Source organism: Algoriphagus persicinus, assembly GCF_035156415.1.
In the GTDB taxonomy this organism is placed as follows: Bacteria; Bacteroidota; Bacteroidia; order Cytophagales; family Cyclobacteriaceae; genus Algoriphagus; species Algoriphagus persicinus.
In genome coordinates this window covers 26569-48793 of record NZ_JAYEEY010000003.1, presented here as the reverse complement: position 1 = coordinate 48793, position 22225 = coordinate 26569, and the positions used below count along the sequence as shown (strand labels likewise).

The window sequence follows — 22225 nt, the reverse complement described above, 5'->3', positions numbered from 1 at the left end:
AGAAGAAAATCAAACCACCTTTTTATGGCTTAATGTAATTTTCACATGGTTTGGTGTACTGGATTTGCTAAATTCAAAATCCATCTAAAATCCAACCTATGAAAAAGTTTTTAATCTTCACGTGCCTCTTGTTGCTATGTGTAGGCTTACTGCAAGCACAAGATCTTTCCCTGGAAGTAAGCTCAGAAAATGTATCCATGAAAATCGGCCAAACCATACAGCTTGGTGCTACAGTGGTAAATGCAGATGGGAAAAAGATCAAAAATCGGGATTTTATATTTTATTCCATAGATCCGCGGGCGTTGGATGTAGTAGATAGCACCGGCTTGGCCACTGCAATAAGACATGGAGAATATGAGGTGATCGTGATCAGTCCAGGCGACCCTCAACTAAGGTCAACTATTAAAGCAACTATTGCACCAGCAGCTATTGCCCAAGTGGAGATTGCTGCTCTTCCCGAGCAGGTCTATGCTGGGGTCAATCTGGCACTGAAGATTACAGTGACTGATGAAGCGGGATTTGCAAGACCGGAAAAAGTGGTCAAGCTTACTTCTTCAGATGAAAGTAAAGTGGGTATAGCTCCTTTTGATAAGCTGATTGTCAAAGAAAAAGGAAAAGTAATCATCACAGCGACTGTTGATGGTATTGCGGAAAAAGTGGAAGTAAATGTGATAGAGAACCCCATCACTGAGATTCGTCTCAGGTCCGATAAGGTGGAAGGGAGATCTGGTGATGTGTTTACGTTGACCGCGCTGGCTGTGGATAAAAATGGAAATGAAATCACCGACGCGCCTATCAATTACTCCTTTACAGGAGAATCTTTCAATGTTTCTGCAGCACCTTCTGGGTTGATTACACAAGAAGGAAAGTTTGTGGCTGATGAGCCAGGACTCTATGTATTGAATGCAACGTGTGGGCCGGTAGCTTCCTCTCTGACTGTGCAAGCCAATAACAGAAATATTACTAGAAAAATTGATCTGATAGGTCAGGGTTCGGTCAACAATAAACATACTTCTGACTTATGGATTTGGGAAGGAGTGGACGGAAAAGACTATGCAGTAACTGGAACCTGGGGCGCAGATGGCACCGCATATTTTTGGGATGTGACCAATCCAGCCGGCATTCAATTGATCGATTCTGTGAAAGTAGATGCCCGAACGGTAAATGATGTGAAAGTATCTGAAGATGGAAAAGTTGCTGTAATCTCCAGAGAGGGAGCTTCCAACCGAAAAAACGGTTTAGTACTTATTGATGTCAGTAATCCGCGAGATGTAAAAGTGATCTCTGAATTCTCTGAAAATCTCACAGGAGGTGTTCACAATGTCTTCATCTATAAAAACCACGTCTATGCACTAAGCGCGGGCAGAAAATACTATTCTATCTCTATTGAGAACCCTGCCAAACCAAGAATCGTCGGAGAATTTGAACTGGATACACCGGGACATTCTATTCACGATGTGTGGGTACATGATGGTATTGCTTATTCATCTAATTGGTCTGACGGCGTGCAGCTAGTAGATGTGGGAAATGGCATCGCCGGTGGCACACCCGCTAATCCGGTACAGTTTGCCAGCTATGCTTACCCGAGTGGCTCAAACCATGCTGCATTCCCATACAAGGACGAAAAGACAGGTAAATTCTACGTGATTTTGGGAGACGAAGAGTTTCCCTATGGCTTAGACCCTGATGGCCGTAAGCCAGGCAGAGCAGCCGGATTTCTACATGTAATTGATTTCACAGACCTTCAAAACCCAAAAGAAGTTGCCTGGTTCCAGGTACCATTTGCAGGTTCTCACAATTTCTGGATTGAAGATGACATCTTATATGCAGCATTTTACAACGGAGGTGTACGAGTAATTGATATAAGCGGAGAATTGCTTGGCGATTTAAATCGCCAAGGCCGTGAAATAGCTTGGATCGTACCTGAGGATCCTGATGGATATGTAGCAAATGCTCCCTTCACTTGGGGAGCTCAGCCACACAAAGGACACATTTTCTATTCTGATTGGAATAGTGGGCTATGGTCTGCCAAATTACAACCCGTAGTGCCTGAAAACACCAAATTAGAAGAGGCTAAGTAAAAACAGTATGATTCAACTTACCTGCAAGACGCACATGTCTAAATCCTTCCTTCTAATCGCATTAGTTACTTTCAGCTTTGCTGCTAATGCACAGAATTACTACGTGTATGTCACTGCTGAGTCAGAAGATGAGGTTTCACTGATCAAATTTGACGGAAAAAATGCGACTATTGAACAGACAATCCCTGTTGGCATTTGGCCAGCGGAGATTGAAGGTCCCCATGGGATTAATATCAGTCCGGATGGTAAGTATTGGTATCTCTCCCTTGCACATGGCAATCCCTACGGAACTTTATATAAATATTCTACCGAGACAAATGAGGTAGTAAATACCGTGAAATTGGGGCTTTTCCCCGCCTCACTCCAAGTGTCAAAAGCCACTGGATTATTGTATTGCGTGAATTTCAATCTACATGGAGAAATGGCACCAAGTACTGTTTCTGTAGTGGATCCTGAAAGGATGATTGAGATCGATCAAATCGAAACAGGCGTGATGCCCCATGGCTCGAGAATCTCATCGGATGGCATGTATCATTACTCCGTAGGCATGATGTCTGGGGAGCTTTTTGAGATTTCTACAGCAAAGATGAAAGTAACCCGTAAGCTGAATTTGGACGGGAAAGAGGAAGAAAAACCTGCGATGGAAGGAATAGACCATAGCAAGATGGATCATGCTAAAATGGGGCATGCGATGATGGGCGAATCTACTCCTATGTATCACAGCGCTACCAAACCCACCTGGGCGATGCCACATCCTACCAATGGAAAAGTATATGTGACAGGAAATGGATCCGATGAGATTCTGGAAGTGGATTTGGAAAAATGGGAAATCACCAACCGCTTCAAAACTGGAAAAGCCCCATACAATTGCGATGTATCGCCAGATGGACGCTATTTAGTTGCCACTTATAAAGGGAGTGGAGAGACTGGAATTTGGGACTTGAAAAACAGTAAAGAACTTCCGCGAATAAAGAATACACGAAAAGTGACTCATGGCGTGTCTATTTCTTCGGATAGTAAATATGCCTTTGTTTCAGTAGAAGGAATAGGCGGTGAACCGGGGACTCTGGATGTGATCGATATCCAAAAAGCAGAAAAAATAGCATCCGTAGATATGGGCAAGCAGGCTGGAGGGATTATATTTTGGAAGATGGAGTAATTCCCTGGGTTACTTCCCAAATAACTTATCACCGCAATTGAGGAGATTAATCAAGTACTCCATCACCTAAGAATCAAGCTTCTATCAACCAATAATTCTTACTTTACTACTAATGAAAACCTGTTTATCCCTAATTCTATTACTTTTTACAAGTGTCACATACTCCTTTGGTCAAGAAAAGGCAAAGGACCTTTGGCCGGATGGCAGTGAAATTTCGCCCTGGTTTCATGACTATTCAAAGGTGAAGCTGGAAGATCTCGGTAAGCAATATCTTCTGACCGACTTTGGTGTAAAGAATGATAGTTCACTTCTTCAAACTCAGCAAATACAAGCCGTAATAGATCAAGCAGCGAAAACAGGCGGAGTAGTGATAGTCCCAAAAGGTACTTTTTTGAGCGGGGCATTATTTTTCAAACCAAACACCCACCTGCATGTAGCTGAAGACGCCGTGTTGAAAGGTTCAGATGACATCGCCAATTACCCTTTGATCCCTTCACGTATGGAGGGGCAAAACTTGGATTACTTTGCTGCTTTGGTCAATGCCTATGGTGTGGATGGATTTACGATTTCTGGCAAAGGCACGATCAACGGAAATGGATTGAAATTCTGGGAGGCTTTTTGGCAGCGCAGAAAAGAAGACCCAAACTGTACCAACTTAGAAGTGTCTAGACCTCGATTGGTATTCATTTGGAAAAGCAATGATGTACAAGTACAGGATGTAAAACTGATCAATGCTGGTTTCTGGAGCAGCCATTACTATCAGTGCAAAAACATCAAATTACTCGACCTTACCATTACTTCGCCACATGAGCCGGTAAAGGCGCCAAGCACCGATGCAATTGACTTGGACGTCGTTTCTAATGTGCTGATCAAAGGCTGCTACCTGGCGGTGAATGATGACGCGATAGCGCTCAAAGGTGGTAAAGGTCCATGGGCAGATGAGGATCCAAACAATGGAGAGAACACAAATATCATCATTGAGGATAGTGAATTTGGTTTTTGCCACTCTGCTTTGACCAACGGTAGCGAGTCTATCCATAATAAAAATGTGATTATGCGAAACATCAAAGTCCAGGATGCTGTTCGTTTACTTTGGCTGAAAATGCGACCGGACACTCCACAGCATTACGAGTATATCACTGTAGAAAACATCACAGGGCAAGCGCATAGTTTTCTCTATGTGAAGCCTTGGACTCAGTTTTTTGACTTAAAAGGAAAAGAGGAAGTACCGCTTTCGTACTCTGACCACATCACTATGAAAAACATTGATCTAGATTGCGATATATTTTTCGACGTAGCCATCACTGAGCATGATAGGCTTGCTGACTTTACCTTCGAAAACCTAAACATACGCGCCAAAAACGCAGATTTTGATCCTTCATTCGTTAAAGGTTTTGAAGTCAAAAATGTAAAAGTGAATGGGAAAATGCTCGAATATTAAAACCTTGTGTTAGAGGTTATATACCAATTGATGGATGAATCTCATCTTTGTCACCACGGCTGGACTTACCACAAATGGATAAGCATCAGGAATTCCCATGGAACGATTGAGGCTATTTATTGCAAAAGACAAGGGCGCCCAGGCTTTGTAGATCGTGATAAATTCATTTATCTCATATGGATCGAATTCTACAGAGCCCCGCAAGCTTTTGTCCGCTAGAATCGGCTCTACAGACATCCCAAAATAATAGGCCGTCTCAGTCATATCCATAATGTGTAAATAATGAGCCCAAGTCTCGGCCCAATCTTCCCAGGGATGTGAAGTTGCATATTGGCTGATAAAATTGTTTTGCCAGCTGACAGGAGAACTATTCTGGTAATGTTGCTTCAGTGCGTCACCATAATCGATTTGCTCATTCCCAAAAAGAGTGCGAAATTCATCCAACACCGAGGGATTCGTAGCCACCAATCTATCCCAAAAGTAATGCCCCACCTCATGCCTAAAGTGACCAATCAAGGTACGATATGGCTCGGACATCTGTTTTCGCATGTATTCTCTATGCACAGAATCCGCCTCCGAAAGTAAAATAGTAATCACCCCATTCTCATGACCAGTCATGATCCGATGATCGCCTTGCTTTGAAATAAAATCAAAGGAAAGACCGATTTCTGAATGATTTTCTTTTGCCGGAATCGCCAGCGCTAGTCTCTGTAACTGGTAAATCAGGCGATGCTTGGCAATTTCTAGCTTTTGCCATTTTTGGAAGTTTTCATTGTCTGACAAGTTCGGAATAGTCCGATTAAGCTCACAAGCCTTACAAAAATGGCTTTCTTCAGAAGCCAGTATAAGCCAGTTACAGACGGCAAATTCTTTATTCTGACAATATTTGTAAGCATTTCCATCCCGATCTGCAATTAGTTGAGAGGCAGCGGAGTTAAAGGTTAGCATCTTCAAACTAGCATCGTAATATCCTGCAAGGTGTCCACACTTTTCACATCTATCGTTTTCAAAATACAGGGGATGGAAACAATTACCACATTCAAAAATTTTCATCTGTTTATGATTGATTTTTATTGGTCATATGGAATCTCGCATATTTGATAATTATCCCAGTCTGTGATGCTTGAGTCATGCTCGATTTCATATCAGGTTAGGTTATTGGAAGAAAGGTAACCGTTTAACTCACATTTCAGGCCAGTACATAAATTTTCGAATAATCATTGGAATCATTATTGACATCAGAGCAGATTCAAGCATTAAGCACATAATTTCTCAAGTTAACAAAAGGCTATTGGACGTACACAAAGATAGCCTGCAAGCTTTGGAGGAGTAAAAACCACAGCCTGAGTCAGCGTTTCCCATATATGCCATTGTCCTCTTTAAGGTATAATCAATAGGACATGGGAGAGGAAAGCCGTTTAGTATCAAACCAGAAACTATTGATTTATGTATCCGCATGATGTACGTCCTCGCTTGTGTAGCTTGCAGGAGCAATGTTAGCTGTGCTAGCAGGATTGTGTATAAAAATCTTTCTCCAAATGAATAATTTCAGAAAAAAGTTAATCTTTGTGCTTCGCTATTTTACAGTTATGACATATCCCATATTAATATGAAGTATTTGAAGATTTTATCACTTGTTTTGTTTTTTGGATTGGCTGCTAGCATAGAGAGTAACGCGCAGGAAGTAGGTCTCAGGTTTGGAAACTTCTATGGTAATAATGTTGCCTTGGATGGGGTTTTTGCTCTTGGAGAATTCAGCAGAATCCATGCAGATGTAAGCTTTGGAGGAGGAGGAGTAGGAATCGATGCGCTCTGGAATCCAATCTATCGACCTGTAGGTGACAGTGAATTCAACTATTACCTTGGATTTGGCCCCTCCCTGTTTATAGGAGATCCCTTTGGCTTGGGTGTGGCCGGTGAGATAGGCATTGAATATGCATTTGATGAAGTACCTATAGTAATTGGTGCTGACTGGCGACCGACTTTCCGATTGATTGAGGACACAAACTTTTTCGCAGATGTCTTCGGGCTCAATATCCGATGGAGATTCCATGAAGTTCAATAATAATTAGAGCAGGCAAAACTTGCTCTTTTTTATGCTACTGTTATTAGTTGAAGGCGAATTTCTATTAGAACGATTTCAGGGAAAAGGCGGCTGGACCTTTGTAAAATTCCCAAAGGAAATCATGCCATCTTCCAAAGCTTTTGGAATGATGAAGGTTTCTGGCTCAGTAGATAATTTTTCTTTCGAAGGAAAACATCTCATGCCTATGGGAAATGGGTACATTTTTCTCCCAGTAGCTAAACCAATACGCACAAAAATCGGCAAAGATGAAGGTGATCGGGTCTTGATTAGGCTTTATAAAGAAGAAATCCCAGACCAAATACCGGAGGAGCTTATCGATTGCCTAAAAGACGATCCCGGGAAATTTGACCTTTTTGCAGCGCTAAGCCAGTCAGAGCAAAAGCAATGGATACAATATATCTATAGCAGCGACAACATCGAGGATAGATCGAATAGAATCATCAAACTGCTTAACTCTCTAGCCTCAATTTAGAACTCTACAATTAAGCCTACCGTTGGCAAGATCGATCCTGCAGGATTGCTGATGTTTTTTAATTGGTATCTGGTAGGATCATTTGGATCTACGCTAATATTTCCTTCCGCATCTCGTACGGGCACCAATAGTGGTGGCTGCTCAGCTTTGAAATTATATACATTCTGTATATCCACATACCAGTTCAGATTCCATTTTTTGAAATAATATTTCTTATCCAATCTCAGGTCCAGCTGGTGAAAACCCTCTAGTCGAATTGAATTAATTTGGGTATAGTCCAAAATAGGTTGATTTCTCAGATCCCAGTTAGTGATCAGGCTTGATTCGTCATAGTCGTAAGGCGTGTACGGTGTACCTCCCAAAAATCTCCATCTCGCACCTACCTCCCAGTTATTGCCAAATCGCTTGCCTGCCGTCAAACTTACGATGAACCGATTGTCCCAGGTGGATGCGATGAATCCATCGGTGTTTGGATTGGTAAATTCGCTGCGGACCAAAGTCAAAGAGGCAATTCCGTAGAAGTTGCTAAATAAGCGCTGCTGCGCAAGCATTTCCAGACCATAGGCTCTTCCCTCTGAATTGGATTTCACAGGTTCATTTCCTATTACTCCAAAGTCGGCACCTAGATTAGCTAAAGAAATTCCATTTCGGATAGACGAAGGGTAATTGCTGTATTTCTTATAAAAAGCCTCAGCGGTAAATCGCCGGTTTTTGTCAGGAACCACTAGTTCGATTCCTGCAATCAGCTGCGAACTGCGGATAAAACGCACATCATTTCGCTGATTGATTAGCCCTCCATCTCTATCCTGGTATCCCAAAACCGTATAAGGCGGCTTCTGATAGTAAATGCCCGCATTGGCTGTTGCAAAGAGATTTGGCTTTAGCTGATAAGAAAAAGAGACCCGAGGACTTACCTGTTTAAAAGGATTTTTGGCAGTCTCACCAAAATCTGCCCCATCCATTCGGATACCTCCTGAGATCAAAAATCGCTCATCATTGAAATACTTACTAGTGGAAAGAAACCCGCCATAGAGGTTGTAATTGGTGGTAGATTCTACATTGATCACTTCTCCACTACCGGCAAGCGTAGCACGGTCAAAATTTTGGATGTAATACCTAGAGTATTCATAATTGACGCCGTATTTCACAGTAAACCCATTCCTGAAAATACTGTTTTCAGCCCTGAATTTGTTCTCAGATTCCTGGGACAAATAATCAAAAAGCAGGTTGTTTAGAGAACTATCATCATTACCGGCATACTTGACAGAATGATTGTTCAGCATATTTCTGCTCAGCACGAAAGTCCAAAAACCGTTTTCCCGAAATCGCTTCAATTTCACACCTGTAGCATAATTCCATTGATTTTGAACTGGAAGTACATCGAAGAGGAAGAGCCTGTTTTCACGCTCTTCTTCTGTCTCATCTTCAGGCACATCCATGTTCAGTACAAACTTGTCTATTGCGCCTACACCTATAAAGGTAAGCTCAGTTTTATCATTGATTTTGGTGGTCGTTTTGAGCTGAAAATCATTGAAAGTAGGAAGAAATGGCAAACCTATCAATTTGAAAAGGCCTTGTAAATACGAGCGACGGGCGGAAAGTAAGTAGGTGGTTTTCTCCCCAATGGGGCCTTCATTGGAGAGCGTAAGTTCTGAAGCACCAACTGTCAGCTGAGTGGCCATTTTATCCCTGCGCCCCTCTTTGAGTTGAATTTCAAAAAAGGAGCTCAGCGCATCCATACGATTTGACGGAAATCCTCCTGCAATCAGCTCTACATTTTTGATCAGATTGACATTTAAAATCCCCACCGGACCACCCGAAGAACCCTGAGTTGCGAAGTGATTGATCACCGGCACTTCGATCTCATCGATGAAAAACTTATTCTCGTTTGGTGCTCCGCCGCGAATTAAAATATCATTTCTGAAACTTGGTGTACTTGCTACCCCCGGTAACGATTGGATTACTCTAGAGATATCCCTGTTTCCTCCTGGATAGCGCTCTATTTCGTTAGCATTAAGTTTTCTTACAGAAAGTGGCGTTTCTTCAGATCGGGAAAACTCCGAACTGACTACTACTTCCGAAAGCTCGGAAGCATCTTCTGCCAGCTGAAAATCCAACTGTACGGGGCGGGCTAAAGTCACCTGTATTTCGAACTGCGTCTTTGCCTTAAACCCAACAAAAGTAGCTCTTACATTGTACAACCCCGGAGGGACATTGGTGATTTCATAATAGCCATTTTCATCTGAAGTAGCCCCTAATTCAGTGCCCAATACAAGCACATTAGCAAATGCAACGGCCTCATTATTTATTGGGTTGCTGATTTTCCCACGAATAATTCCCTGTGGAAAAGCTATGACGGAAATAGTAAAAAAAGAGAAAACGAATAGATATAACCTCATTTAGAATTTCGGATAAGTGGGGCTGTGTTCCAAACTGTCAGTTAGGTTGGTTTTCTTTAACCCACCAAAGCCTCCACCAAGGCGTACCCGGAGAGTCATGATGCTCGTAATGATAGCCAAAGAAATAACACGAAATAAAAGCCCAAAAATGGTTTTTGGATTGTGTTGACGAGTGATGCTTGTTGTCATTAGCACCTTTATGAGGCAAGTAGGTGCCAAAGTAAAAAAGCTGAAAAGTGGCTAACACCGCAGGGATCATCCAAAACACAATCAAATTTTCAGTCGGGAGAAATAGCTTCAGTACATTAAAGGTCACGGCCATCAAGAGTATCTGCCAAATAGTCACGTATTGCTTGATGAAGCTGAAATACCAGGCAAGGAAATTATCCGAATCATGGTAATCCGGGTCTTGAGCAGTAGCCACAAACCGGTGATGCTCATGGTGCTTTGGAAAGAGTCTGCTATAGAAATTGTAAGAAAAAAGTAAGGCCGAAAGCCAGCCAATGGTAGTATTCAATTTTTTGTGGGAAGAAACCAAGCCATGCATCGCATCGTGGGATGTGATAAAAAGTCCGGTATATAGATGCATTTGGATCAAAACCCCCAAATAAACCAGCGGATCAGTCCAAGAAATCTGATAATTCAAAAGGAAAATTAAGCAGGAAAACCATAGAATAATAATAGTCAATGCAATCAAAATCCCCTTTGGATCAACGGACGCACGATTGATTTCTGACTTCATTCCAGCAATTTGGCAATGTTTTCTCAAAAAGTTAGGATCCTTTCCTGCACTTGTTCCATGAGCCACATGGGAGTTGATGTTGCTCCGCAAATTCCTACCCGATCATTTCCTCCAAACCAACTGTCTTCGACTTGATCAGAGTTAGAGACAAAATAGGTCTTTGGGTTGGTGTCTTTGCAGACATTGAAAAGCACTTTTCCATTGGAAGATTTCGTGCCGCTTACAAAGACGATCTTATCAAACTTGGTTGCAAAATCACGTAATTCCTTATCCCGATTGGACACCTGCCTGCAAATCGTATCATTTGTATTCACCGATATTCCATTTTCTTTTAAGACCTCATTTATCTCGTAGAATTTATCTGTGCTTTTAGTCGTCTGGCTATATAGCGTGATGTTTTTAGGAAGAGTCTGTAAATCCAACTCAGAAATATCCTGAAAGACAACTGCTTCATTATTCGTCTGACCCAGTAAGCCTATCACTTCTGCGTGCGCATGTTTTCCATAAATATAAATGGGATCCCCTTTGTCAAAAGAATTTTTGATTCTATGCTGTAGCTTCAACACCACCGGACAACTCGCATCAATTAGCGTCAGGTTATTTTTGATCGCAAGTTCATAGGTCGAGGGGGGCTCCCCATGTGCGCGGATCAACACTTTTTCATCATGAAGTCCATTTAAAATCTCATGATCAATTATTTTCAGCCCTTTTCGTCTTAGCCGATTTACCTCTTCATCGTTATGCACGATGTCACCCAGACAATATAAATGTCCTGACTCATCCAAGATATCCTCAGCCATTTCTATAGCATATACTACCCCAAAGCAGAAGCCTGAATGTGCATCAATTTGAACGTGAAGATTCTTCATAACCTATTAACTTTAAGCTTATTGAATTGTTTCATTCTTTCTGAAAAATTCAAATAACGACACATTCATGAGCAGCAAGGTCATGGAATAGATCGTGTCTTCTATGGGCACCGTCCATATCCGAATCCCCAGATTCTCTGTATTGTTATATAGCACTACAGGTTCAGGTGTGAGACCTCCGGTCAAAATACCGTTGCAAAGGATAAACGGAATAAGGTGAACTAAGTAAGCAAACAAGAATCTGCCCATGTATTTGTCCTTAAAAATCAACCAGTGAATCCCCAGCGCTAACGCACCCACCAAAAAATTAACTGAGGTGTACATTTTATCAAGATTCAAAAATGCCAGAATCAACAAAATCGGGATCATTACCAAGACAAAGGACTTTCCCGCAGGCTTGAAGATGTCTTGAGGGAAAAAATATATCAAAACTTCATAAATGAAAATACAGGCAAACGGTACTGTAATAAAAAAAAGCCATTCCTCGATGGGAAGCTGAAAAATAAAAAATCCAAGTAAATATCTGGGATTGAACTCCCAAATTCCTATGACGGTAAACCAATGATCCCAGATCAAAAAGCATGTGGCCGTGATCGCAATCGCCGGAAATAAAGCGAAAAACTTACTGGCAAATCTGATTTTTGGTTCGAAAGACCGAACCAGAGGAAATGAAATTGCGAACAGATTGATGGCCAGATAGAGGTACTTTTCCATCGTCAACTCAAACCTAATTTGCTACCGAAGTAAGTGCCAATTAACAAGCTAAACTTCTGCGAATTAGGTATTCTTATACGCTCATGGGTGATTTTTGCAGCAGAAAGCCCCTTGATTTTATCAAACAATTTCTGATAATATAAGTAGGCTACTTTCACTCCCAATTTTGCCCCCTCCGGCAATTGCGCAATACCAATTAATGCCTCGTCAAAATCTTTTTGAATATCTTCCTCAATCTCCCCTTTAGCTGATTTGTCAAACTGATCAAAAGCAACTCCTGGAAAATACACCCTACCGCGCTCTTCATAGTCACTTTTGATATCACGTAGGAAATTCACCTTTTGAAAAGCTGACCCCAGCATTTGTGCAGGCTTTTTCAAGCGTTGGTAGGTCGCTTCATCACCTTCCACAAATACCCTCAGGCACATCAACCCTACCACTTCGGCAGATCCATAGATGTACTCTTGGTATCGGTTGTCATTGTATGTACTGAAATCCAAATCCATCGCCATACTTTGAAAGAAGGATTCGATCAGTTCCCAGTCAATATCATACTTATTGACAATCAGCTGGAAACCGTGTAGCACAGGATTCAATGAAAGTCCTAACTCTATAGCCAAATACGTTTCCTTTCTGAATTCAGCCAGCAATTTGGCTTTGTCATGCTGATGAAACGTATCTACAATCTCATCCGCAAAGCGTACAAAACCATAAATAGCATAGATGGACTGATGAAACTTCTTGTCCAAAGTTTGAATTCCTAGCGTAAAGCTAGTACTGTATCGCTGGGTGATCAGCTTACCACATTCCAGACTTGTTTGGTCAAATAACTCCTTTGCATCCATAACAGTTAAAATACATTAATGCTTCGAATATTCCCTAATAACCTCTTTTGCAACCACATAACCAGAAATCAACGAAGGTGGCACCCCAGGCCCTGGGACAGTGAGCTGACCCGTGTAGAACAGATTATTCACCTTTTTGTTTTTGAGCGAAGGTTTCAGAATCGCTGTTTGTTTCAAGGTATTTGCCAATCCATAGGCATTCCCTTTGTAAGCATGGTAGTCAGCTTTAAAATCTGAATGCGCATAGGATCGCTTGAAAATCACATGGGATCGTATTTCCTGACCGGTGAGTTTTTCCAGCCGCTCCATGATGATATGATAATACTTTTCTCTAGTCTCTTCCGAATCTTCCAAAGCAGGTGCTAGTGGAACCAGCAAAAACAAATTTTCCATTCCTTCCGGCGCTACTGAAGCATCAGTCACAGAAGGCACACAGGTATAAAACAGCGGAGCTTCGGGCCACCTCGGATTGGTGTAGATCGCATCGGCATGCGGGCCAAGAGGTTCGTCGAAGAATAAATTATGATGGCGGAGATTATCAAGTTTCTTGTCTACTCCTAAATAAAATAATAAACTGGATGGCGCCAGCGTACGCTTATCCCAATATTCTTCACTGTAATTACTGTACTTAGGATTGATCAAATGCCTGTCCACATGATGATAATCTGCTCCTGCGATGACCACATCAGCATTAACTATTTCTCCTGAGGTCAGCCTTACTCGCTTAGCTTCACCTTGCGCTATTTCTATCTCTTCTACTTCAGCATTATATTTTATTTTGACTCCTTTTTCTTCTGCCAAAGAGACCATCCCACTAATAATTTCATGCATTCCTCCTTTGGGATACCAGGTTCCCAAGGCAATATCTGCATAGTTCATTAGGCTGTAAAGTGCCGGGATATTTTCTGCAGTTTCTCCTAAGAAAAGCACAGGGAATTCCATCAGGCGAATGATCTTCTCCGATTTGAAAAACTTCCGTACGTGTGTTGCCATGGACTGAAATACATCCATTCGCATCACATCCTTCAAAAGTGACAGAGAAGTAAATTCAAGTAGAGATCGGCTTGGCTTATGCACTAAATCATGAATTCCTACCTGGTATTTATATTTGGCTTGTGCCAAAAACTTATCCAATTGTGCAGAAGCACCGTCCTCGATTTGCTCCAGCATGGCTTTGAACTCGTCTAGATTCGCAGGAATATCCAATCGATCATTCTGACCATAAATCACAGCATAGGAAGGATCTAGACGGATTAAGTCATAATAATCAGCTGGTTTTTTGCCAAAATGAGAAAAATAATCTTCAAAAACATCTGGCATCCAATACCAACTCGGCCCCATATCAAAGGTGAATCCCTCAGTTTCAAATTTACGAGCTCTACCCCCGGGAGAACTGTTCTTCTCCAGGAGTGTAACCGAAAAGTTGCTGGCAGCAAGATGCGTTGCGGCAGAAAGGCCAGCAAATCCAGAACCTATCACTACCGCATGATTTTTCTCCATCGGGTTAATTAACGTGCTTATATACCAGCAAATCTTCTTTGAGATTCTTACGGGCAATATGAATTCTATTTTTCACAGTTCCAATCGGAATACTTAGGCGTTCGGCGATTTCGTGGTACTTGAACCCTCTGTAATACAGCAAAAACGGTGTACTGAAAATTTCGTCGAGCTTGTCAATAGCCTCATAAATATCCTCCATAGCAAAATCCCCATATGCGGAGTTTTCAATTAAGGCTCCACTGGAATTGATGAAATGCAAGTTATCAGTAGTGTCCACAAAAGTGGCTCTTCTCACCATCTTCTGATAGTTGGTGATGAAGGTGTTTTTCATGATGGTATAAAGCCAGGCTTTTAGGTTGGTGCCTTCGGCAAATTTATCCCGATTCGTAAAGGCTTTTACCATAGTGTCCTGAAGCAAATCATTTGCATCGTCTAGATCTCTTGTCAATTTTAACGCAAAAGGCTTGAGCACACCAGAGAGTTGATTTAGGGAGTAACTGAATTCGACTGAAGTCATTGTCTTATGCTTTTTGTTTAAACGAACCTAATATCTATTAAACAAAATAACAAGCTTCTTTTTAATTATTTAATCAGATATTTAAACATATCTAAGGGTTAAAGCTATAAAATACGCTTTTAACTCAAATTTGAGCATAAAAAAAGTATTCCCAAGGAATACTTTTGTTTATTAAATTTATTTAATCTTTAAACAACTTGCTCTTCTAGCTGGACTAAAAACCTCTTGATTTCTTTGGAATAAGTCAGCAGACAAATATTCGATGGGATAGAAAGTGATTGTTGCAAGGTGTGCAAGCCCGACACAAATACCTTTGCATCCGAAAATTCCTTTCCTAGCATATCTAGGTATTCCTGCACTTTCTCCCCAGTGGGAGAAGAGGTGATAATTGTGAGTAGGTAGTCTGGCTTTTGCATTTTATATACAGAGACCAAATCTGCATTTGGCGTACTTTGACCCAAATAGATAACTTTGTGCCCATGCTTTTTGATCAAATAGGAACTAAAAAGTAGGGAGATTTCGTGTAATTCACCTTCAGGAAGAAACAACATGAAGGTTTTACCAAGACCTTTGCCTACTTCCCCATCTATTGCCACAATCAGCTTTTGCCTGATTAAATTGGAAATAAAGTGCTCCTGTGCAGGCGTGATGGCTCCAGTAAGCCAAAGAATTCCGATTTTGGTTAGGAAAGGATAGACGACCTTCAGTATAGTATCTTCAAATCCCAATTTGATAATATTGGTAGAAAGTATCTTTTCAAACCTATCCTCATCCATCTCTATCATACAAATCGTGAGTGCCTGAATCTGATCATTATGATCCAAGGATTGATCCGTAAGACGGATAATCTCTTCGCTAATCTCTGTACCACTCATCGCGGCAATTTTGCTTATTTTGATCCCATGGGTATTCAGCATAGCCACATTCAGGATCAGCTTCAGATCTTCATCGTCGTAGTAGCGGATATTAGTATCAGTCCTTTTGGGATTGAGTAGTTTGTATCGCTGCTCCCAGATTCTCAGCGTATGTGCTTTGATTCCAGATAGTTGCTCCAGATCTTTTATTGAGTAGTTGCTCACTTTTCTAAATTCTTAAAATATTTCTTTGGCACCAAAAACAGCCCAAATGACACCGCTCCATCTCTTTTATTACTTTGATGATGAACTTGGTGAGCTTGGAAGATTCCTTTCAAAAAACCACTTCTCGGTCGATCCAGCCACTTCACTCTGCGATGGATAAGAATGTCATGGAGAAAGAAATACAGCATACCGTAAGCGCTAATTCCAATCCCTATCCAAAATCTGTAGTCCAAACCCCCTATTCCCAAAAATATCAGGAGGACAGCAATGCTCCCAAATAAAAATGAAAACAAGTCGTTAAGTTCGAAAAACGAATCTGAATGCTCGTGGTGGGTCTTATGGATCAACCACAGCGGCCCGTGCATTAGGTATTTATGAATTGCCCAGCCGGACAACTCCATCAAGACAAATCCCAAAATGCTAAAACCTATCGCTTCAATCATCAATGCTACAACCCTAGAAGTTACTTTTTGTTTTTGTATGCTGTGATTTCCCTCACACCTTCTAAAGGTAAAATCACAGCTCCAGCGTAAAATTAAGAATAGTGAAAAAAAGCACCAGCGCTACCAATACAAATGCCGCGAGAGGATTCCCCTTATCAAAATTCCCTTTTCTGTAGATCAAATGAATCAAAAATGCTACGATAAACCAAGTCAGGTAGTTACCTGGAGGAATAATCTCAAACTTCCAATACCAAAAGTCTAATGCCACTGCCACCGGCTCCATGATGTAATCGATCACTGTCATGGCTGTAGCACCAAGCAAGGCCGCATAGAAATCATTGTCTGTCACACGGTAAAAAACCGCCCCCGTCAGGTACACCAAAATAAACCAGTTGATACCAATCACAATCGGGACGTCCCAGAGCATGGGTCCCAAAGTAGAACCATAAACATAATCACCGAAAATATAGCCTGTATGAACCCCGATAAGCTCCGCCCCAAAACCAATCCAAAATGCTGCTGCCGCAAAGATCGGAAAGGCTTCACTCCAACCTCGATGGAATCCCAACAGCAACACAAGTGTAAGCAACAGCAGAGCTGGAGTAAGCATTAGAAAATAGTCCCGGTATTCTGGCAAGCTCAAACCGATAGCACCCACTGCGTATAAGGCAACCACCACAACTTTCGCAATAATCACTCGCTTACTTCGTGCCTTTGGGGAAGCCTGGGCTATTTTATGCATTTATTGGGGAGCTTTGATAGAAGAATAATCACTTTTTAGCGTTTGGATTCCTAACTTTAGAATCTCAAATCTGTTTGCAAAAAAACGAAATTCCCATCAAAATCTCCCATTATGATTCTTTACAACATCACTTTTACCGTTTCCAATGACATCGAAGAGGATTTTGTGCAATGGATGAGCAATACCCACATTCCTGATATTTTCGCCACTGGTTTATTTATTGAGCACAAATTCTTTCGTCTGCTCAATAGCCCGGATGACAGTGTGACTAATTACAGCGTGCAGTTTTTTGCAGAGACTACCAAAAAGCTGGTCGAATACGAAAGCCGCTTTGCAAATGCCCTACGCTACGAAACTCAGGCCAGATATGGTGAGAAGGCAATTCCCTTCCGCACCTTGATGGAGTCGGTGGATTAAGAAAGCAGCAGGTCTTCCTTCACTAGCTCCAAAGGAGCCTAACCATTCATAACCCTGTACGAAGTGCAGGGTGTCGAAATCAATGAAGTTTAGGAGCCCTGAAAGGCTATACGAATTAGTTGCGCCCCTTCAGGGCTATATTTTCTTCCCACATTCGTTTAGCCCCCGGCTTTGCCGAGGGTCATGAATAGTCGCAATCCTTCGGATCTTTTTTGATTAAGTCTGTGTATAAAAATAGCAACAGGTCTATTCCTACTCTAGCTCCGAAGGAGCCTAACTATTCATGACCCTGTACGAAGTGCAGGGTATAGAAATTCCATAAATTTTAGTAGCCCTGAAGGGGCGAAACTTTCATTGTAGTTTCTTAACTTCCTTAAAACAAGCTTTTTAAAAGATGACTTCTTACAGACAGATGTATTATCACATCATTTTTCACACCAAAAGGAATAAACCTACCTTGAATTCAGACCCCAAGGATGTTTATAATTTTTTATGGGGAATAGTTAAAAACAAAAAGTCAAAACTTTATCAAATCAACGGTATTGAAAATCATATTCATTTACTCGTAGATATACACCCTACAAATGCAGTCGCAGATTTTATGCAGGATTTAAAAGCCTATTCAAGTGCTTGGATTAAACAATCTAAAGCACATCCAAATTTTACTGGTTGGGCAGACGGGTATGGATGTTTCACTTGTTCAATTCACGAAAAGGATAGATTGATAAACTACATCAAAGGGCAAAAAGAACATCATAAAACAGAGACTTTTGAAGAAGAGTATCGAAGGATTTTGATTGAAAATGGTGTTGAGATCGATGAAAGGTATTTTCTGAAATAGAAAGCAGTTTCGCCCCATTCGGGGCTGTCGTTCAGTTCTTATCAATCCCCCGGCTCTGCCGAGGGTCATGAATAGTCGCAATCCTTCGGATCTTTTTTGAGGAATAATGGGCAATCTATAAAAATACGGGTATGCAAATATTTCTGAGCAAACATCATAGTCTGTGTTTAAAGAAAGTATCAGCTTTATTCCTATGCCAGCTCCGAAGGAGCCTAACTATTCATGACCCTGTACGAAGTGCAGGGTACTGGAAATTAATAAAGTTTAGGAGCCCTGAAGGGGCGAAACTTTTATTTAACAATCACCAGGTTTTTACCCCAAAAACAGAAAATCGAATGGAGCTACTTAACCTGGCTGCTCGCTAATCTCACTCATCTTTTTATTGTAAACCCCCTTAAAGTTTTTTGATTTTTTAACTTTTCAGGGTGGGTTTTATAAGACAGTTTATTTAGTTTTATAGCTAAGCCTACTGTTTATGAAGAGATTATTTTTTTACTCTACTCTAATTGTTTCTCTGTATTCCTGCGAAACTAAAGAGGCCTCCTCCTACAGCACCAACATTCTCGAAAACCTGACCTATAAGGTAGATACTTTAGTAGTGGATCCCGGTGATGAGCTCATCAATCTATCTATGGGACTCTATATGTCTGATGTTTCCCCCGATTCCAAAACTATGTATCAGTTTGCTCCGAATGAGCATTCTGTATCAGTTATTGATCTTGACCAATTGAAATTAGTAAGGAAAATTCCTTTCGAAAAAGAAGGCCCAAATGGAATAGGCACTTATATCTCAGGCTTAAGGGTGCTTCCAAAAGAACAATTCCTGTTTTCAACATTTCAATCTGCGGGGATTTTTGATACCAACTCAACTAAGCTGGAGGATATCACACTGGAGGCAAATGAACATCCTGAACTTGAGGTAGAAGAAGGGCAGGATTTGAATTTTCAAATAACACCTAGTGCGGATGGGCAATTTATCTATTCTCTTCCTGGAAATTTCATGGAGGGATCTAGAGAATTGGCCGTGATAGATCGCTCTACCAATTCTGGAAAAATGATTGACATTCCTGCTTTGGATAAGACAGGAGAGTTTAGCATCATATTTTTCAGCGATGGAATGGCAGAAATCAGCATGGAAGAATATTTCCTAGATGAATACCAAGGCTATTTATACCTATCCTCTTCGGTAACTAGTGATCTATATCGCTACGATTTCCAATCGGATTCATTAGAACTCTACTCTTTCCCTATCTCAGTAAGTCCAAGGGAGAAAACTGAATTTCCAAAAAAAGAAGTTTCATCTAAAGAGGAAGCCCGAGGGGAAAGAGAAAAAGTCAACTCCCAAATAGCCTTCAAAAATCTGATGTGGGATGAAAGCAGAAAATTGTTTTTCAGGATTGGTAGTATAACCAAACCAAATGATGCACCAGATGCACCAGCAAAAATCTCGGTGTTTTTATATGCCTTTAATAGCGAAATGCAGCTGGTCGGAGAGACTTTGATAGATGATCTAAAAAGCATCCCAGAATCTGCCTTCTTCAAGGAAGGCAAGCTCTGGTCTTTTGTCAATGTCGAAGATGAGCTTGGCTTCGCGGTATTCACTTTTGATTTCTAAACTCATGAAAAAACTGACTCCTCTTTTTTTACTCGGCATTTGTCTGGCTTGTGGCAATCCAACAGATCAATCCAATCAGGAAGAATTTAATTTTACTTATCGGATGGATACGGTCATGGTGGACTCGGGTGAGGAATTACTCTTTCTCCAAAGTGGCTTAAGTCATTCCACACTTTCTGTAGATCAAAAGAAATTATATAATTTTTCGCCAAAGAGTGAGCTAGAAATTATCGATCTGGATAATCTCAGCTTGTTAAAAAAGATCGTCACCGATAAAGAAGGAGATCTCGGCACAGGATGGCCTTATGCCATCCAATTTGACCAAAAGGGAAATCTGATTTTTTATGGATTGATGGAAGTAAGAGTCTTTCCCCCAGACCTTAATTCCATGATGAAGTATTCACTTTCAGAAGATGCTTTGACAGGTCTCAAGACGGATATGTTGGCTCCATTTAATCCAAAAATCACAAATGGGAACCTACTCTATGGCATTTATGAAAACATCGAACAAGTACCTCAAGGGCTTGCAATCATTTCTTTGGAAGATAGAAATGTGAAAAAATTCGAGCTCAATTTGGCTGAAAAAATCAAACCTTTCACCTTCTCGCTTTTTGTACAAGGAAGGTTGAGCAACAAAGCATATGAACCCATCCATTTGGAACTGGCAAATAATCAACTCATTATCTCCACTGCCTATTTTAATGAGGCGATTATTTTTGACCTAGCAAGTGAAACAATCTCTACGAAAACTTTCCATTCAGAACTGACCCAAGACCAAACGGCTATTCCCTCCAAAACATCAGCAGAAACCATCAATGAAATGGAGGCGCTCAGGAAGGAAGCTTCAAAAAGTGTCAAGTTCGGCCCTATTTATTTTGATAAAACCCACCAACGATTTTGTAGGATTTCCCGGCAATACGATAAAGAACGAGGAGATTCTTTGATCTTCAAAAATGTACTTACAGTATTTGACAATGAACTTAACCAGCTTGCTGAAACTGAACTACCGATAGACCCATTTTCTAAAAAGTTTTTCAAAGACGGCAAGCTCTACTCCTACGTCAATGTTGAGGACGAATTGGGGTTTGCGGTATTCATTTTTGATTTTATGGATAAATGAAAAAATTACTTACAATTTCAGTGCTCACATTACTGGCTGCCTGTGATGGAAAAGAACTCGAGACTATAAAACAGGAAAACACCTTTGAAAACCTTACTTATTCCGTGGATACGGTGCAGGTAGATCCTGGAGATGGTTTGATCAATTTAGGATCTGGCATGGGAAATTATTCACTTTCCCCAAACAATCAACAACTGTTTATTTTTGATTGGAAGCGATACCTAATCCAAGAAATAGATCTGGATAATCTGAAACTGGCAAACAACTTTCAGTACGAAAAAGACGGTCCAGACGGGATAGGGGCAAATCCTCCTAGTTTTCAGTCTTTAAGACAAAAAAATTTCCTTATTGTGTCAAATGGAATAAAAGCAGGGATTTTCAATAAAGAAGGAAAAAAACTGCAAAGCCTAACGTTCAATGCTAGGGAAATAGAAGGGCTTGATCTACCAAAAGAAAACCTGATCACAAAACAACTTACACTAGGTGCAGATGGAAAACATCTGTTTTCGCTCACCAGCGACTTCAGAGAACCACAAATTGACCTGATTGTAATTAATCCGGATAGCAAGACAGGCAAGGTCAAAGATATTCCCTCAATGGATCAGGCTAAAGCTTCCACCATTTATTATATAAAAGGGAATACAGGGACTGTACACGGAGAATCCGTAAATCTTCAACTGATAAAGGACAATCTTTACATTACCAACTCAGCAAACTCCGATGTCTATCGCTATGATTATGTGTTGGACTCTTTGCGGCTTTATACATTTCCGCACAAATTGGTTTCTCCACGTAAAACAGGCACAGTTAAAACCAATTTTTCCGATATAAAAGAATTTGAAAAAGAAAGGGCCAAACTTTTATTCCAAACCACCTTTGATAAGCTTCTATGGGACGATCAACGTGAAATGTTTTTCAGATTTGCAATAAAACCCATTCCAGACGAAGAAAATGAATGGTTTGATCGCTCTGACATTTATCTATTTGCTTATGACTCCGATTTGGTTCTACTCGGTGAAAAACATCTAGAAAATTTAAAGGAAACCCCGCCCTCAGCCTTCTTCAAAGACGGCAAGCTCTACTCCTATGTCAATGTCGAAGATGATCTGGGCTTCGCGGTATTCACTTTTAACTTTTAAACAA

General features: G+C 40.9%; 21 protein-coding genes. 10 read left to right on the top strand and 11 right to left on the bottom strand.

Annotated elements, in window-relative coordinates:
* Positions 1-98 precede the first annotated feature (98 nt).
* The 3 genes from U3A58_RS03205 to U3A58_RS03195 all read left to right on the top strand — a co-directional run bounded on the left by U3A58_RS03205 (position 99) and on the right by U3A58_RS03195 (position 4681).
* Positions 99-2081, top strand: coding sequence for an LVIVD repeat-containing protein (locus U3A58_RS03205; protein WP_323821946.1), 1983 nt, complete (start codon positions 99-101; stop codon positions 2079-2081).
* 7 nt (positions 2082-2088) lie between these two features.
* Positions 2089-3240, top strand: a complete 1152-nt coding sequence (locus tag U3A58_RS03200; protein WP_323821945.1) for a YncE family protein — start codon at positions 2089-2091, stop codon at positions 3238-3240.
* A gap of 112 nt (positions 3241-3352) precedes the next feature.
* Positions 3353-4681 (top strand): rhamnogalacturonidase, encoded by a 1329-nt coding sequence (locus tag U3A58_RS03195; RefSeq protein WP_323821944.1) that lies wholly within the window; start codon positions 3353-3355, stop codon positions 4679-4681.
* A 9-nt stretch (positions 4682-4690) separates the two neighbouring features.
* On the opposite strand, the gene U3A58_RS03190 is transcribed toward U3A58_RS03195, so the two are convergent.
* Positions 4691-5734: a zinc-binding metallopeptidase family protein gene (locus tag U3A58_RS03190; protein ID WP_323821943.1), complete on the bottom strand. Its 1044-nt coding sequence runs from the start codon at positions 5732-5734 to the stop codon at positions 4691-4693.
* Positions 5735-6290: 556 nt separating this feature from the next.
* Here U3A58_RS03190 and U3A58_RS03185 point away from each other — a divergent pair.
* Together U3A58_RS03185 and U3A58_RS03180 are read left to right on the top strand one after the other, a co-directional pair.
* Complete coding sequence (locus U3A58_RS03185) at positions 6291-6746, top strand: outer membrane insertion C- signal (protein ID WP_323821942.1); 456 nt, start codon at positions 6291-6293, stop codon at positions 6744-6746.
* 31 nt (positions 6747-6777) lie between these two features.
* A complete protein-coding gene (locus U3A58_RS03180; protein ID WP_323821941.1) occupies positions 6778-7239 on the top strand; it encodes a YdeI/OmpD-associated family protein in 462 nt (153 codons plus the stop codon).
* Here the strand turns inward: U3A58_RS03180 and U3A58_RS03175 are convergent.
* From U3A58_RS03175 to U3A58_RS03130, 10 genes are all read right to left on the bottom strand, one after another.
* The gene (locus U3A58_RS03175) at positions 7236-9638 is read right to left on the bottom strand and encodes a TonB-dependent receptor (protein WP_323821940.1); all 2403 of its coding nucleotides are present in this window, start codon (positions 9636-9638) and stop codon (positions 7236-7238) included. The genes U3A58_RS03180 and U3A58_RS03175 overlap by 4 nt on opposite strands.
* A 37-nt stretch (positions 9639-9675) precedes the next feature.
* Positions 9676-10380: a fatty acid desaturase gene (locus tag U3A58_RS03170; protein WP_323821939.1), complete on the bottom strand. Its 705-nt coding sequence runs from the start codon at positions 10378-10380 to the stop codon at positions 9676-9678.
* A gap of 23 nt (positions 10381-10403) precedes the next feature.
* Positions 10404-11249 carry a 4-hydroxy-3-methylbut-2-enyl diphosphate reductase gene (locus U3A58_RS03165; protein WP_323821938.1) on the bottom strand — a complete coding sequence of 282 codons (846 nt, stop codon included), beginning with the start codon at positions 11247-11249 and terminating at the stop codon, positions 10404-10406.
* A gap of 18 nt (positions 11250-11267) precedes the next feature.
* Positions 11268-11963 (bottom strand): lycopene cyclase domain-containing protein, encoded by a 696-nt coding sequence (locus tag U3A58_RS03160; protein WP_323821937.1) that lies wholly within the window; start codon positions 11961-11963, stop codon positions 11268-11270.
* Positions 11964-11965: 2 nt separating this feature from the next.
* Positions 11966-12808: a phytoene/squalene synthase family protein gene (locus tag U3A58_RS03155; RefSeq protein WP_323821936.1), complete on the bottom strand. Its 843-nt coding sequence runs from the start codon at positions 12806-12808 to the stop codon at positions 11966-11968.
* Positions 12809-12823: 15 nt separating this feature from the next.
* Positions 12824-14308, bottom strand: coding sequence for a phytoene desaturase family protein (locus tag U3A58_RS03150; protein ID WP_323821935.1), 1485 nt, complete (start codon positions 14306-14308; stop codon positions 12824-12826).
* 4 nt (positions 14309-14312) lie between these two features.
* Positions 14313-14825 (bottom strand): RNA polymerase sigma factor, encoded by a 513-nt coding sequence (locus U3A58_RS03145; RefSeq protein ID WP_323821934.1) that lies wholly within the window; start codon positions 14823-14825, stop codon positions 14313-14315.
* A 188-nt stretch (positions 14826-15013) separates the two neighbouring features.
* Positions 15014-15904 carry a MerR family transcriptional regulator gene (locus U3A58_RS03140; RefSeq protein ID WP_323821933.1) on the bottom strand — a complete coding sequence of 297 codons (891 nt, stop codon included), beginning with the start codon at positions 15902-15904 and terminating at the stop codon, positions 15014-15016.
* Positions 15901-16347 carry a sterol desaturase family protein gene (locus U3A58_RS03135; protein ID WP_323821932.1) on the bottom strand — a complete coding sequence of 149 codons (447 nt, stop codon included), beginning with the start codon at positions 16345-16347 and terminating at the stop codon, positions 15901-15903. The genes U3A58_RS03140 and U3A58_RS03135 overlap by 4 nt, the downstream gene beginning before the upstream one ends.
* 73 nt (positions 16348-16420) lie before the next feature.
* Positions 16421-17089 carry a carotenoid biosynthesis protein gene (locus tag U3A58_RS03130; protein ID WP_323821931.1) on the bottom strand — a complete coding sequence of 223 codons (669 nt, stop codon included), beginning with the start codon at positions 17087-17089 and terminating at the stop codon, positions 16421-16423.
* A gap of 111 nt (positions 17090-17200) precedes the next feature.
* Between U3A58_RS03130 and U3A58_RS03125 the strand changes: the two genes are divergently transcribed.
* The 5 genes from U3A58_RS03125 to U3A58_RS03105 all read left to right on the top strand — a co-directional run bounded on the left by U3A58_RS03125 (position 17201) and on the right by U3A58_RS03105 (position 22221).
* Positions 17201-17506, top strand: coding sequence for a DUF4286 family protein (locus U3A58_RS03125; RefSeq protein ID WP_323821930.1), 306 nt, complete (start codon positions 17201-17203; stop codon positions 17504-17506).
* 394 nt (positions 17507-17900) lie between these two features.
* Positions 17901-18347, top strand: a complete 447-nt coding sequence (tnpA, locus tag U3A58_RS03120) for an IS200/IS605 family transposase (protein WP_323821929.1) — start codon at positions 17901-17903, stop codon at positions 18345-18347.
* Positions 18348-18822: 475 nt separating this feature from the next.
* A complete protein-coding gene (locus U3A58_RS03115) occupies positions 18823-19962 on the top strand; it encodes a DUF4221 family protein (RefSeq protein WP_323821928.1) in 1140 nt (379 codons plus the stop codon).
* 4 nt (positions 19963-19966) lie between these two features.
* Positions 19967-21082, top strand: coding sequence for a DUF4221 family protein (locus tag U3A58_RS03110; protein WP_323821927.1), 1116 nt, complete (start codon positions 19967-19969; stop codon positions 21080-21082).
* Positions 21079-22221, top strand: coding sequence for a DUF4221 family protein (locus U3A58_RS03105; protein ID WP_323821926.1), 1143 nt, complete (start codon positions 21079-21081; stop codon positions 22219-22221). Before U3A58_RS03110 ends, U3A58_RS03105 begins: the two co-directional genes overlap by 4 nt.
* Positions 22222-22225 lie beyond the last annotated feature (4 nt).

What these genes read in the sequence shown, in the direction of transcription:
- U3A58_RS03180 (WP_323821941.1), top strand. Translation starts at nt 6,778, where the DNA reads ATGCTACTGTTATTAGTTGAAGGCGAATTTCTATTAGAACGATTTCAG.
- U3A58_RS03155 (WP_323821936.1), bottom strand. Translation starts at nt 12,808, where the DNA reads ATGGATGCAAAGGAGTTATTTGACCAAACAAGTCTGGAATGTGGTAAG.
- U3A58_RS03175 (WP_323821940.1), bottom strand. Translation starts at nt 9,638, where the DNA reads ATGAGGTTATATCTATTCGTTTTCTCTTTTTTTACTATTTCCGTCATA.
- U3A58_RS03110 (WP_323821927.1), top strand. Translation starts at nt 19,967, where the DNA reads ATGAAAAAACTGACTCCTCTTTTTTTACTCGGCATTTGTCTGGCTTGT.
- U3A58_RS03160 (WP_323821937.1), bottom strand. Translation starts at nt 11,963, where the DNA reads ATGGAAAAGTACCTCTATCTGGCCATCAATCTGTTCGCAATTTCATTT.
- U3A58_RS03150 (WP_323821935.1), bottom strand. Translation starts at nt 14,308, where the DNA reads ATGGAGAAAAATCATGCGGTAGTGATAGGTTCTGGATTTGCTGGCCTT.
- U3A58_RS03205 (WP_323821946.1), top strand. Translation starts at nt 99, where the DNA reads ATGAAAAAGTTTTTAATCTTCACGTGCCTCTTGTTGCTATGTGTAGGC.
- U3A58_RS03115 (WP_323821928.1), top strand. Translation starts at nt 18,823, where the DNA reads ATGAAGAGATTATTTTTTTACTCTACTCTAATTGTTTCTCTGTATTCC.
- U3A58_RS03145 (WP_323821934.1), bottom strand. Translation starts at nt 14,825, where the DNA reads ATGACTTCAGTCGAATTCAGTTACTCCCTAAATCAACTCTCTGGTGTG.
- tnpA (WP_323821929.1), top strand. Translation starts at nt 17,901, where the DNA reads ATGACTTCTTACAGACAGATGTATTATCACATCATTTTTCACACCAAA.
- U3A58_RS03185 (WP_323821942.1), top strand. Translation starts at nt 6,291, where the DNA reads ATGAAGTATTTGAAGATTTTATCACTTGTTTTGTTTTTTGGATTGGCT.
- U3A58_RS03130 (WP_323821931.1), bottom strand. Translation starts at nt 17,089, where the DNA reads ATGCATAAAATAGCCCAGGCTTCCCCAAAGGCACGAAGTAAGCGAGTG.
- U3A58_RS03170 (WP_323821939.1), bottom strand. Translation starts at nt 10,380, where the DNA reads ATGAAGTCAGAAATCAATCGTGCGTCCGTTGATCCAAAGGGGATTTTG.
- U3A58_RS03125 (WP_323821930.1), top strand. Translation starts at nt 17,201, where the DNA reads ATGATTCTTTACAACATCACTTTTACCGTTTCCAATGACATCGAAGAG.
- U3A58_RS03190 (WP_323821943.1), bottom strand. Translation starts at nt 5,734, where the DNA reads ATGAAAATTTTTGAATGTGGTAATTGTTTCCATCCCCTGTATTTTGAA.
- U3A58_RS03105 (WP_323821926.1), top strand. Translation starts at nt 21,079, where the DNA reads ATGAAAAAATTACTTACAATTTCAGTGCTCACATTACTGGCTGCCTGT.
- U3A58_RS03195 (WP_323821944.1), top strand. Translation starts at nt 3,353, where the DNA reads ATGAAAACCTGTTTATCCCTAATTCTATTACTTTTTACAAGTGTCACA.
- U3A58_RS03200 (WP_323821945.1), top strand. Translation starts at nt 2,089, where the DNA reads ATGATTCAACTTACCTGCAAGACGCACATGTCTAAATCCTTCCTTCTA.
- U3A58_RS03135 (WP_323821932.1), bottom strand. Translation starts at nt 16,347, where the DNA reads ATGATTGAAGCGATAGGTTTTAGCATTTTGGGATTTGTCTTGATGGAG.
- U3A58_RS03165 (WP_323821938.1), bottom strand. Translation starts at nt 11,249, where the DNA reads ATGAAGAATCTTCACGTTCAAATTGATGCACATTCAGGCTTCTGCTTT.